This is a genomic window from Nostoc sp. UIC 10630 (assembly GCF_010747425.1).
Taxonomy (GTDB): domain Bacteria; phylum Cyanobacteriota; class Cyanobacteriia; order Cyanobacteriales; family Nostocaceae; genus Nostoc.
The window spans coordinates 1-12,791 of record NZ_JAAGOG010000206.1; the positions used below are offsets into that span (position 1 = coordinate 1).

General features: G+C 42.0%; 10 protein-coding genes. 4 read left to right on the forward strand and 6 right to left on the reverse strand.

Annotation, left to right across the window (positions count from 1 at the left end; genetic code table 11):
- Positions 1-140 precede the first annotated feature (140 nt).
- Positions 141-1,457: a recombinase family protein gene (locus tag G1O98_RS31415; RefSeq protein WP_163936618.1), complete on the forward strand. Its 1,317-nt coding sequence runs from the start codon at positions 141-143 to the stop codon at positions 1,455-1,457.
- Between the two features lie 863 nt (positions 1,458-2,320).
- Positions 2,321-3,940 carry a glycosyltransferase family 39 protein gene (locus G1O98_RS31420; RefSeq protein ID WP_163936621.1) on the forward strand — a complete coding sequence of 540 codons (1,620 nt, stop codon included), beginning with the start codon at positions 2,321-2,323 and terminating at the stop codon, positions 3,938-3,940.
- A gap of 172 nt (positions 3,941-4,112) precedes the next feature.
- Here G1O98_RS31420 and G1O98_RS31425 read toward each other — a convergent pair whose 3' ends face one another.
- From G1O98_RS31425 to G1O98_RS31435, 3 genes are all read right to left on the reverse strand, one after another.
- Positions 4,113-5,135, reverse strand: a complete 1,023-nt coding sequence (locus tag G1O98_RS31425) for an alcohol dehydrogenase catalytic domain-containing protein (protein WP_163936642.1) — start codon at positions 5,133-5,135, stop codon at positions 4,113-4,115.
- A 116-nt stretch (positions 5,136-5,251) separates the two neighbouring features.
- Entirely contained in the window at positions 5,252-5,437 is a 186-nt protein-coding gene (locus G1O98_RS31430) for a hypothetical protein (RefSeq protein ID WP_083782393.1), read from the reverse strand.
- Between the two features lie 57 nt (positions 5,438-5,494).
- Positions 5,495-6,565 (reverse strand): glycosyltransferase family 4 protein, encoded by a 1,071-nt coding sequence (locus tag G1O98_RS31435; RefSeq protein WP_163936624.1) that lies wholly within the window; start codon positions 6,563-6,565, stop codon positions 5,495-5,497.
- 456 nt (positions 6,566-7,021) lie between these two features.
- Here G1O98_RS31435 and xth point away from each other — a divergent pair, with 456 nt between their 5' ends.
- The gene (gene xth / locus G1O98_RS31440) at positions 7,022-7,804 is read left to right on the forward strand and encodes an exodeoxyribonuclease III (protein ID WP_163936626.1); all 783 of its coding nucleotides are present in this window, start codon (positions 7,022-7,024) and stop codon (positions 7,802-7,804) included.
- Positions 7,805-7,951: 147 nt separating this feature from the next.
- On the opposite strand, the gene G1O98_RS31445 is transcribed toward xth, so the two are convergent.
- The 3 genes from G1O98_RS31445 to G1O98_RS31455 form a co-directional block, all read right to left on the reverse strand.
- Positions 7,952-9,040 carry a T3SS effector HopA1 family protein gene (locus G1O98_RS31445; protein WP_163936629.1) on the reverse strand — a complete coding sequence of 363 codons (1,089 nt, stop codon included), beginning with the start codon at positions 9,038-9,040 and terminating at the stop codon, positions 7,952-7,954.
- A gap of 127 nt (positions 9,041-9,167) precedes the next feature.
- Positions 9,168-10,409: an aminoglycoside phosphotransferase family protein gene (locus tag G1O98_RS31450; RefSeq protein WP_163936632.1), complete on the reverse strand. Its 1,242-nt coding sequence runs from the start codon at positions 10,407-10,409 to the stop codon at positions 9,168-9,170.
- Positions 10,410-10,629: 220 nt separating this feature from the next.
- Positions 10,630-10,815 (reverse strand): hypothetical protein, encoded by a 186-nt coding sequence (locus G1O98_RS31455; RefSeq protein ID WP_163936635.1) that lies wholly within the window; start codon positions 10,813-10,815, stop codon positions 10,630-10,632.
- A gap of 751 nt (positions 10,816-11,566) precedes the next feature.
- Here G1O98_RS31455 and aroC point away from each other — a divergent pair.
- Positions 11,567-12,655, forward strand: coding sequence for a chorismate synthase (aroC, locus tag G1O98_RS31460; protein ID WP_163936638.1), 1,089 nt, complete (start codon positions 11,567-11,569; stop codon positions 12,653-12,655).
- The last annotated feature ends 136 nt before the right edge of the window (positions 12,656-12,791 follow it).

The window sequence follows — 12,791 nt, forward strand, 5'->3', positions numbered from 1 at the left end:
CAGAGGGCAGAGCAGGGGTCAGAGAAGGCAGGGGAAGAAGAACTATTTATTGATTCTTGACCATTGACCAATGACCAATGACCAATGACCAATGACCAATGACCAATGACCAATGACCAATGACCAATGACCAATGACCAATGAAAATAATTGCTTACTCTTACACCAATCCGCTATTAGAATCTTCTCCCGATCAAGCTGATTGGGGATGGGAGGTGGATCGGGTTTATGAAGATTTGGGTAGGCCAGAGTCTTCTGGACACGCTACGCGATCGCAATTACAACAATTATTTACCGATTGCGAAACTGAATCAGCAGATTATCTCTTGATTCGGCGACTGGAAGAATTAGGGGATACTGTAGAGGAAATTAGCGATCGCTTACATAAACTCGAAGCGATGGGAGTAGCGATTATCGCCACAGAACAGCCCTATACTTCCGAAAATTACCCTCTGGGTGCTGATTTGCTGAATTTGCTAAATGCAATCCAACGTCAACAACGTAGTCGTCGCATCCGTCAAGGACACGCCCGTAATCGTCTTGAGGTTGCGCCGCCACCCGGCAAAGTTCCCTACGGCTATCGCAGAGGTAAGGGAAAATATACTGTTGATCGCAGTACTTCACCAGTAGTCAAAGATTTTTTTGAACACTTTTTACTCTACGGTTCCCTGCGGGGTTCGGTTCGTTACTTGGCGAAAAAATACGGCAAAAAAATCTCTGTCACAACTGGGCGACGCTGGTTGACTAATCCAGTTTATCGCGGCAATACAGCTTACCAAAATGGTGAAATTATCTCTAATACACATATTCCGATAATTTCTAAAGAAGAAGCAGCCCAAGTTGACCGACTTTTACGCCGTAATAGCCGTTTACCATCCCGAACTGCTAGTGCTAAACGTTCTTTAGCTGGGTTGGTTGTCTGTGCTGAGTGTCAGTCACATTTGACAGTTACTCGTGTCACCCAACGCAACCAAGATAAGGAGTATCTTTATTTGCGTTCTACTAGCTGTCCTCAAAGCCCCAAGTGTAAGGCTATTCCCTACCAAGAAGTGTTGGAACATACAATTGAAACCGTTTGCCGTGACTTACCCTTAGCTGTCGCGGGGGTGAATTTTCCCCAATTGGATGCAGTCAAGAATAATTTAGGGCAAGCGATCGCTCGTCAGCAAGAAATACTTGCTCAGTTACCTGCTTTAATCGAAACTGGAATTTTAGATGTTGAAACAGCAAAATTAAGGGCTTACAAACTCCGCACAGAAATTTCTGCACTTGAAGCAAAGTTGGCGACTCTTCCCCCAGTCAATTTGCGTTCTGTTGCTCAAGCTGTTTCAATACCCCAATTTTGGTTAGATTTGTCGGAAACAGAGCGACGATTTTACTTTCGAGAATTTATCAGACAGATTAAGATTACTATTCAGAATAAAGAGCTACAATTACAAGTTATTTTCATTTTTTAATAACAATATCAAAAACAAAAAACATATCCTTGGCAATAGCTAAATTATTCACTATCTAACCATTAATTAATTCTAAAATTTACCTAACTGTGATTAAGAAAACGTTTCTACTATTCAATTCTATGGCTCATTAGTGTATCTCGTTATCTCGTTCCCAGCCTTCGAATGGGAATGCGTAAAATGAGGCTCTGTCTGTTAACTTTCGGCAGAGGCAATGATGAGCATTTCTAGCCAGAGGCTTTAAAAAAGGCTATTAGCCTTAGAATAAATTCCAAGGTAAGATGCTAACGAACCGGAAGATTTAAAAAATGTTGGTAATTACTTAAGGATTCACCCAAAAGTATATGCACTAGGGGTAATATTCTGCGGGAAGCCTCTTTTGTACGTTCGCGCAGCGTGTCGCAGTAGCTTGCCCTTACCGAATTATCAGGGTTTTGGCTATTGTTTGCGTAAGTCATATTATTATCCAAATAAATTAAAACTAATTTTTTTAAGTATTCAGCACGTCCTTAAACCACTGCAACAAATGTTCCATATATTTCTGAATTTATCTAGATAAAAATTAGGTAGATAAAAATTAAACTAAGCATCATGTTCAAAAAAATAAATACAAGTTAATTTACGGACTAAACAACAGGTGACAAATAATTTTTTGACTGTATTATTTTTATCATTTCCCGATTTATATGTTATTTCAATAGTTAAGATAAATTTTTCAAAAAATAGCGCTAATTAGATAAAGTTGAGTTAATCTTGGAAACTAGCAATTGTTAAGAATATACGTTGCTACTGGGTGGCAACATTGGAGATTCGCTTTGATCTCTATGTAATCAAACCAGCAAGTAAAATGATTAACATAGAATATGCAAGAAGGAAGCTTTATTTGGAGTCATCTAGAAAAACAGCATCGCACGGTTGGCAGATGGATTGATTGGGTATGGCTAATAGTATTGCTGTTGGCAGCAGTATTACTGTTTAGCATCAATCTGGGAGGATTGCCCCTGCGAGATTGGGATGAAGGGACTGTGGCACAGGTTGCTCGTGAAATTTGGCACGCTCCAGCAGGTTCAATGCGTTGGCTTTTCCCAACGCTAGGAGGCGAACCATATCATAACAAGCCGCCTTTGATGCATTTGCTCATTGCTTGGGCTTATTCTCTTGGAGGCGAAAATGAGTTGACAACTCGTCTACCTGGAGCAATTTTAACAGCGACATCTGTACCTTTACTGTATTGCATTGCTCGAGAGATATTTCGCCAACGTTGGGCTGCTATTTATAGCGCCTTAATTTATCTAACAATGCTACCTGTGGTGCGTCATGGGCGGCTGGCAATGTTGGATGGGGCGATGGTAAGTTTTTTGATGGTGATGATGTTGTGCGTGTTGCGATCGCGCCGAGATTTACGTTATTGCCTTGGTGTTGGTGTCAGTTTTGGGTTAATTTGCCTAACTCAAGGACTGCTAGGTGTATTGCTAGGTGCGATCGCGATCGTATTTTTGTTTTGGGATACGCCACGGCTGCTCACCTGCTACTATCTGTGGATAGCAATCTTCATTGGCATTGTGCCTGTAGCTGGTTGGTATAGCGCGCAACTAATTCATTATGGTTACACTTTCGCCCAAGTTGGGCTTGTAAACCCATCACTCGGTCGAATTGGCTCATTTGTAGAGGGTAATCCTGAACCACCTTGGTATTATGTGATTGAACTTCTCAAATACACATGGCCCTGGCTATTATTTTTACCGCAAACTGTCCGCTTAACCTGGGAAAATCGCAACCTTAGCTGGGCAAAACTAGTAATGGCATGGAGTGGTGTTTATCTATTGGTAATTTCTTTCATGATTACCAAAGTCCCCTGGTATTTATTCCCCATTTACCCCAGTTTAGCTTTAGCTTTTGGTATCCAGTTATCAGAGACAGAAAATTCGCCTTTACTTTCATCCTATCCCCGCGCTTGGGTTGCTGGTTTGGCGATACTTGCTGTAGTTGCTTCTGCTGGTAGCATTTATTTCAGTTGGGGTACAACATCACAAACAGATTTACAACTGATTTTTGCCGCAGTCGCTTTAACTATGACCTTAGCAGCTATTTTGGCAGAACGAGGCGACGGGCAATTTCTGAAGATTTTGTTTTGGGGAAGTTACCTTTCGCTGCTGCTGTTAATGAAATCTAACTACTGGGTTTGGGAATTATCTGAAGCCTATCCAGTTAAACCAGTCGCCGCCATGATTGTGCGGGCAAATCCGGCTACGAGGAAGATTTACACATCTTTTGCCTACCATCGTCCCTCGTTGGATTATTATAGCGATCGCACCATTATTCCCGCTTCTGTTGGCGAACTGGAATATTATTGGCATTACAACGGGCAACCCTACTTTCTACTTCATGCATCGGCTTTGAACAATCTCCAATTAGATTCGATGAAGTTAATTGACCAAGCTGAAGGCTGGAAGTTAGTTACAAAAGAAATTAATCGTCTTTAAGTAGGGCATGGGGCATTGGGGAGGCAGTGCGGTCTTCTCTGCGAGACGCTGCGCGATAGCGAAGCGGTAGCGAGTCATCGAGCGTCTGGGGTTTCCCCAAGTGGAGCAACTGCCGTCATGGGACATTGGGTATTGGTTATTAAATTCTTGCTCACACTTTAACTAATATGATCTAAGGAATCATTGCTGCCTTAATTACTTGTCGCGCCTTCATCTCACAAAACACCTGTTCTAAATCTTTTAATGGCCGCTGTTCACTAATAAGTAACTCAAAGGGTATTTTGCGACTAGCGATCAGTGCCAACGCCTCCCGCACATACTCTGGTGTATTGTGAAACACGCCTTTGATTGTCAGTTCGCTGTAGTGTAGCTGTTCTGTATTGACGGTAATGCTGGTATCTCGTGGACATCCACCGAATAAGTTAACTGTTGCACCAGGACGGGCGCAGGCGATCGCAGTTTCCCAAACACTTGGTACACCTGTGGCTTCAATCACTACATCTGCGCCCCGTCCTTGGGTAAGTTCTTTCACCAAATTGGGAATATCCGGGATTTGATGATAATTAAAAGTCTGGGTTGCACCCAATTTCTGACCAATTTCTAGCCGATGGTGATTACCTCCCCATAGCAACACCTCAGCTTTCTCACTCAACGCCGCCACAAACATTAGCCCAATCGCCCCATCTCCTAAGACGACTACTTGATCTTTGGGCTTGATATTAGAACGGGCTACACCATGTAAAACACAAGCTAACGGTTCCGTCATCGCTGCTAATTCCCACGGCAACTCATCGGGAATCTGCAATAAATTATGCTCTACTATCGGTGCAGGAATTTTCAAGTATTCCGCAAAAGTCCCGTTATTCCAGGTCAGATTCGGGCATAAAGAATACTCTTGGCGTTGACAAAAAAAGCACTTCATGCAGGGGGCAGAATTATTAGCAACGATGCGATCGCCCACTTGCCAATTTGTAACGCCTGCACCCAAGGCAACAATTCGTCCAGCAGCTTCGTGACCAAATAGCGTCGGCGGTTTCAACATCTTGGCATGACCACCACGCCGCCAAACCTTCAAATCTGTACCACAAGTTGTTGCTGCCCCCACTTGAATCACAACTTCGCCAGCCGCCGGTGTGGGGTCAGAAACTTGCTCTAACCGTAAATCTTCTTGCCCATAAAGTAACGCTGCTAACAAAGCTTTAAACCTATCAATTAGCTCCATCCGATTTTACCAGTTGAAGCTAATTTATAGGTCTAAACAAATCAGTATTGATTTCTAGTCAAGTTTTATCTATTTAAAAATTGCAAGAACTAGGTATTTACCACTGGCTGAGGAACAACTCCGGTGTTCCGGGTATCCACATTAGGTAAGCGGATAACAGTTAATAACGGTACTTCTTGTCGGCACGACAGGCAAAACCAATATAGTTCACCATGACGGGCATGACGCAGGAGGGAACCACCGCAACATGGGCAAGTGTTGGCTCTCGTACTCATACCAATGTCCTCCTTAAAAAAATTTGTTGTTTAAATTCAGCAAGAAAAAGCAGTTGATTAAAAATGTATTTTCGTAGCATGAATGCGACCATTCGATTCTATGCGGTCTTTAATAATTTGTCTGTAAATAGCTTCATATCCGTTAACCATTTGGTTAACACTAAAGTTGCTTTCTACATGTTTTCGACAGGTTTGACGATTGAGTTCCAAAGCTAGGGGAATCATTGCCGTCATTTCTGCATAGCTTTTGCAGATAAAACCTGTTTTACCGTGGGCAATTACTTCAGGTACTGAGCCGAAATTCATGGCAATTACTGGTGTACCAGTTGCCATTGATTCAGTCATCACTAATCCAAAAGGTTCTTGCCAGTTAATGGGAAAAAGAGTTATGGCAGCATTGCCCAGAAGTTCAGTTTTTTCGGCGTGGTTAATTTCGCCGAGATATTCAATTTGCTGACCATCAATGTGGGGGGCAATCTCTTGTTCAAAAAACTTAGAGTCGCCGACATCAACCTTTCCTGCCATCTTCAAGCGCCAACCACTCTGCTTTGCAATAGCGATCGCCTGATGTGGCCCTTTTTCTGGCGAAAAACGGCCTAAAAATGCCAAATATGGAGGTTCTGACGGTTGGGCTACGAAAGGATAATCTGCTAGCTCAATTCCGTTATAAACAGTGCCAACATAATTGAGATCGACTTGACGCTGTGAGTTACTAATACTGATGTATGGTTGCTTCTGGTAGTAGCTAAATGCGTGACGGGTGTCGTTGGTAAAATTATTGTGCAGGGTATGCACCGTAGAAGTTGCTGTTATGAAACTCGCTAAAGGTAATGCCGAAATCCCTACATGAGAATGGATAAGATCGAATTCTTTAGCACGTTGGTAAACTTGGCTCAGTTCTAGCATTTCGTACACTGCATACTCTTTAACATTCGGGTCTAAGCGCAATGCACGTGGATATACTGCTTCTAAATGAGCCAAAGTTTGAGAATCGCCAGAGGCAAATAATGTTACCTCATGACCGCGACGAACAAGTTCATCAGTCAAGCGACTCACTACCAGTTCTATTCCTCCATAACTAGGAGGTGGAACCCTTTCCCATAAGGGGGCAACTTGAGCGATTTTCATAAGTTTTTTTGGTTCGGTCTATGAAATTGTCCTCAATATAATGAGTTGCATCATTATTGTATGAGAACAGAGCATTTGTACTTACTATTTTGACATTTAAATTAACCTAACAGGCTACCAAAAGCGCAATACCGATTAACCGTCCCGCAAATTTTCTGTCTACAAATATAAAGGACTATTCGGCAAAAGTCAGCCCTGAGTTACATTTCTAACGTATAACTAATCAATTAGTTGTTGCATCTGTCTTGGGGATCATAATGAAGTAGAATATTTTGTAGCAGAACTTACAAAATTGAATATTTGGTAGCTGACAATACTAAAATATTCAATGGGATCAAATGATTAAAGGTTTGTTTAAACGTAATTGGAAAATGCAAAAGAAATTATAAATATTAAGTAATTGTACAATAATTACACAATTTGTAATTATTAAGTTTCAAAAAATTCTGATAACTAATGAAAATCGCTACTTGGAACGTCAACTCAATTCGCACTCGTCTCGAACAGGTTACTGATTGGTTAACTAACAATCCCGTTGATGTTCTCTGCTTACAAGAAACCAAAGTTGCGGATGCCGAGTTTCCGCGATCGCCTTTTGAGCAGTTGGGCTATAACCTTTATATATCAGGACAGAAATCTTATAACGGCGTAGCCCTGATTAGCCGCCAGCCACTTTTAAACGTAAGTAGCGGGTTTAGGGCGATTTTGCCAGATTTACACCACGAATGGGATGAGCAAAAACGGGTAATAACAGGTGTAATTGATGGTGTTCGGATTGTTAACTTATACGTTCCCAACGGTGCAGCAGTAGGAACTGAAAAATATGAATACAAACTGCGCTGGTTAACAGCGCTACACGAGTATTTGCGATTGCTTTCGCTGTCAGAACCTGCAATTTGTGTGTGCGGTGACTTCAACATCGCCCTAGAAGACAAGGATATTCACGAACAAGTGAGTACAGAAAATCACATTATGGCAACAGAAACCGAGCGTCAAGCCTTGCGCGAGATTCTGCAACTAGGGTTTGCCGATGCTTTTCGCAAATTCACCACAGAAGGCGGAAATTATAGCTGGTGGGATTATCGCGCCGCCGCCTTTCGTCGCAACTTAGGTTGGCGGATTGACCATCACTATCTCACACCCGTGCTGTATGAGCGTGCTACAAGTTGTATTATTGATGTCGAACCCAGAAAATTAACCCAACCCAGCGACCATACGCCGGTAATTGTGGAATTTTGAATTGGGCATTGGGAATTGGGCATTGGGAATTGGGCATTGGGAATTGGGAATTGGGAATTGCTTAATAACCAATAGTTATGCTTCCCCTACTCCCCCTACCTCCCCTGCTCCCTGCTCCCTGCTCCCTGCTCCCTGCAACATTTCCTATCAATTTAAGGGTTTATATATATCTTCTGAACTGGGATTGAGGTAAGGACGCTGCAAATCTATTAGGTGTCGCGCAAAGTGTTGGTCAATAACCTTCATCCGTTCCTCCATTGCATTCTTACCCTTTTGCCAAGCTTCCAACAAAGCATTAGCGACAATTTGGCAACGGTTCATCCCAAAACTTTCTTGTGCGGCAAATTTTTGGGTTGGTTCCTCAGCTAAACCTAAACCTGGAGCTAAAAATTTTGTAAACAAAGGAATTTCGGGCTGGAAATGGGATTGATTTTCTGAATAAATAGCCTGAAGGATTGTACGAATTGCTGGATAGTCGGGGAGTTCAAAGTAGAGTAGCCCCGAATCATAGCGTCCATAAGCAGAAGGGTTGTGAAGAACCTGAAAGCTAAAGGGAATGGAAGCTACATTCAATTGCAGTGTCAAGCTTTCCATAAGAGCGATCGCACCAGATGGCGTAAAGTTAAAGTAAATTCGCCCTGCTCCCAAATCAGCATCGGGGTTGCTTTGCCGTTCCTGTCCGACATTACTAACTGCCAAGTAAGAGCCATTTTGCAATCGATTTTTGGGCATCCAGATTGCTACCATGTCGCCCACTTTGGTAGATTTTTTGCTGGATTTGAGATGGCAGTCTGGCTCAACATAAAGTGTTAAACCGCCTTTAGTCACAGCCATAGTCCCATCAGGTTCTTTTCGCAATACCTGCCATCGAGGGTCAAAGTAACCTATGCCGTGATTACTGGCGTGTAGATGCTCGTAAAAATTCCAATCAATTTCTAAGATGGAATTATCTACTAAATTATGCTTTGATGGGCAATTACTACTATCAGTATTGACTGCTAAAGTACTTTGTAGAGAGCCATTGTAATAGATCCCATAAAGAAAGTTTCGCAGCAGTAGAGTTAGATATTTCTGTTGTAAATCTACAGAATTTTGCTGAAATCTATCGGCTACTTTAGTCGGCAGAGCAAAGGGTTGATAATTGGGATGATAAATACAAAAATTTGGCTCAATCTGAATATTCTTAGCAATATCGAATAGAGAATTTAGCGGTTGATTGATAGAGTAATTTAGCATTAATCCATTTAGAACTCAAACTTTAAAACAGAATTCAGGAGTCAGGTGGTCGCCGAGCGGAGTCGTTCGCGCAGCGTCTCCGGCAGGAGAGGTGAGTCAGAATTCATAATTGTTCTGCTCCCTGCTATTAACAACCACGAAGCCGAGTTTTTTCGTAATAAAGACGAAGTAGCTGTGGCTCTTTTACAGGCTGAGGAAGTTTATGAACTGTCCCTACAGGATTAAGGATTTCTGACTCTGATATTCCGAAAATAGTTAGTACACCTTGCTGTGGCATAGTGAGTAAACTTTTAGCCACTTGGAGCATACAAATATCAGCATTATTAAAAGATTTCCGGCAGGTAATCATATCCTGAATTTGATGAATTAGTGCCAGTCCTGCAAACTGGATAACGCGCACAATAAAGTCACTGCGGTATTCCAAAATCATTGGGAAAGCATTTAGATAACCCCTAATGAGGGCAATAATTGAAGGTTGCAAACTCTCCAACGGTGTCAAAGCCAGATGTAGAGATTCTTGTAACTCAATCGTGGGATCTACGACGAGGCTATTGAGCCAAATTCGTAAATAGCTTGCTAGTAAAGTCCCTAAATCAAAAGCTGGATCTCCCCAAGAACAAGCTTCCCAATTAATTAGTCTTACTAGGCAATTGTCTAGTTTTTCCCACCTGGAATGAACCAAGATGTTGTTCAATTTCAGGTCGTTGTGAGTCAAGCAGCAGGGATTCCAGTCATACGCTAAATCTGCGATCGCAGATTCCAAACTCTCCGATTGCTGGTAGAGTAAATAAAATTTCAGCGCATCCGTGGGAACCGTCCCAAAAATCTCCGGCCCAATTGACTCTACCCCTTGCGCCGGATTGTAAAAGCCATAGCGAAACTCTCCTTGGGGAGCAGTTGCCATAAAATCCCGATATTCTCGGCGGTTGTAGGTTGCGCGATGGAGTCCCGCTAAAGTAGTGCCAATCGCAGTGGCAATTTCTTGTGGAAAAATATCATTGTTGTGGTACAATGTCGCAAGTTCCCGATATTCACTTGAGTAGTTGCGGACAAGGATGGAATTTTCTTCGTCAAAATGAACTACCAACGGTGCGATCGGGGAAATATTGCCGAGAACTGGAAACTGTTGGAGCAACTGATGAAATAGCCACTCCTGAAACAATTCATGAGGAGCGCCGTCATTGCTTTTAACGTTACGTTCTTGTTTAATGAGCAGTTTACGATTATCTGCTAGAGTCACGAGTAAATCGAAACTGTTCTTACTACTTCCTGGCAACTCAGATTTATCTGATGCGTCATCTTCTGAGCTACACAGCCCCGCTTCTTGCAGATACTGGATAACGTTATGAGAAGACAGTGATAATACCATGTATTATTTCCTACTTCATTAAATTACTTAAACTTATCTGTGTCGGTATTTGCTTGTACTTAGCAGTTGTCGGTAGATAGTAAATAACAATAAAGATTTGTACAATCTACTAATATCTCATCTTTCCGATAAAAACCTGCCAAAATGGTACAAAATCCTTTACGATTGCTTTAAAATTCACTCCTAGATACGGTGACATCTTTACACTTTATCAGCATAGTTACTTAGATACATCTAGAGCAAGTTTTGTGGTAGAGCCTTTTGATGTAGCAGCATCTCCAGCAAAAAACTGATTGGCGGCAGATGTTATTTGATGCTCAGTATTCATCCTGAAAGCAGCAAAGAATTTCAGTAATCCTTCGCAGCAGGAAGCATGACATTCAACGCTATTATTTTTATTTATCATCCCAAAGCCAAAAAAACCGGAATTTTTAAGCAATTAGTAATTATTTTTTTCTTTATTTTTCAGAATTGATGCCTATAAGCCTTGTTATTACGTCATTTGTCTTACTTACGTATTGTAAATGGCTATAGGCGATCGCAGACAACGGTTACATGAGTGCATCTTATGGAAATGTACTTTTGTCAAGGATGTTGAGCGAATGAGAAACCTCTATAAGTAACTCGTGAGTTAGGCAAAAGACTACTTGCCGCTTATGACCGAGGCTACGGCAACGCCAAATTCGTCCAAGCCACGGAAAAGATTCATTGCTATTAAATGCAAATTAGTCCAAGCTACCAAAACAAAACTCTAACAATGCACAACGACCATTGCGAGATAGTGTTAAATTGCCACTCCATAATTTTGAAAGAGTTTGGATAGATGATAGGTATAAAATAGAAGCCTGATACCGTATTTTTTTGGTTTGTACTTTTGTGACAGTTGTGGTTGGCAAAAGAGCTTAATTTTTTCACTATATCTACTATATCTATCGGTTAACCCCTAATTAAGCTGTTGTGAATTTGTTAGATTTCCTCGCAGGTGTAACCATTTGCTCTTTGAGCAGATAATTATATGCGTCCGCTTTCATCACCAGAACTGCCATGATACTGTTGCATAAATACTAGAAAATAGCGAAGAATTCTGCAAAAAGCAAAGACAAACTTTTGAAGAACTCTAGGTAGAATACATAAGCCTCACCTTTTTCCTCAAAATCATGGGCAATATTTTTGGTCATTTATTTCGCATTAGTACTTTTGGCGAGTCTCACGGCGGCGGTGTGGGAGTTGTGATTGATGGTTGTCCTCCCCAACTAGAAATTTCGGCAGAAGAAATTCAGGTAGAACTAGATAGAAGGCGGCCGGGACAAAGTAAAATTACGACTCCTCGCAAAGAAGCTGATACCTGCGAGATTCTGTCAGGAGTATTTGAAGGCAAAACACTGGGAACGCCTATAACAATTTTGGTACGCAATCAAGATACTCGTCCCCAAGATTACGACGAGATGGCACAAAAGTATCGGCCTTCTCATGCTGATGCAACCTATGATGCAAAATATGGCATTCGCAATTGGCAAGGTGGGGGTAGGTCGTCAGCGCGTGAGACAATCGGGAGAGTAGCAGCCGGTGCGATCGCTAAAAAAATTCTCCGTCAAGTTGCCAATGTCGAAATTATTGCTTACGTTAAGCGCATCAAAGACTTAGAAGGTGTAGTCGATCCAAATACTGTCACCTTAGAGCAAGTAGAAAGCAATATCGTTCGCTGTCCCGATGCTGAATGTGGCGATCGCATGATTGAATTAATTGAGCAAATAGGTAGACAAGGTGATTCGATCGGCGGTGTCGTAGAATGTGTGGCGCGAAATGTGCCGAAAGGTTTGGGCGAACCAGTATTTGATAAATTAGAAGCTGATATCGCTAAGGGTGTCATGTCTCTCCCTGCTAGCAAAGGCTTTGAAATTGGTTCCGGTTTTGCGGGAACGCTACTAACGGGAATTGAGCATAACGACGAATTTTATATCGATCAAAATGGTGAAATCCGTACAGTAACAAACCGTTCTGGCGGTATTCAAGGCGGGATTTCCAACGGCGAAAATATTATTTTGCGAGTTGCATTTAAGCCGACAGCAACAATTAGAAAAGAGCAGAAGACTGTAACTCGTGAGGGCGAAGAAACGCTATTAGCAGCAAAAGGACGACACGATCCTTGTGTATTACCGCGTGCAGTGCCAATGGTTGAGGCTATGGTGGCGTTGGTACTATGTGACCATTTGTTACGGCATCATGGTCAGTGCAAAGTCTTGTAGTCTCTTGTAGTTTATATATCGACCTAGGAGAGACGCGATTAATAGCTGAATTAGGAGAGACGCGATTCATCGCGTCTGTACAAGAGTTGGAAATACGAGGGAATAATTACCCCATTCCCCATTCCCCATTCCCAAT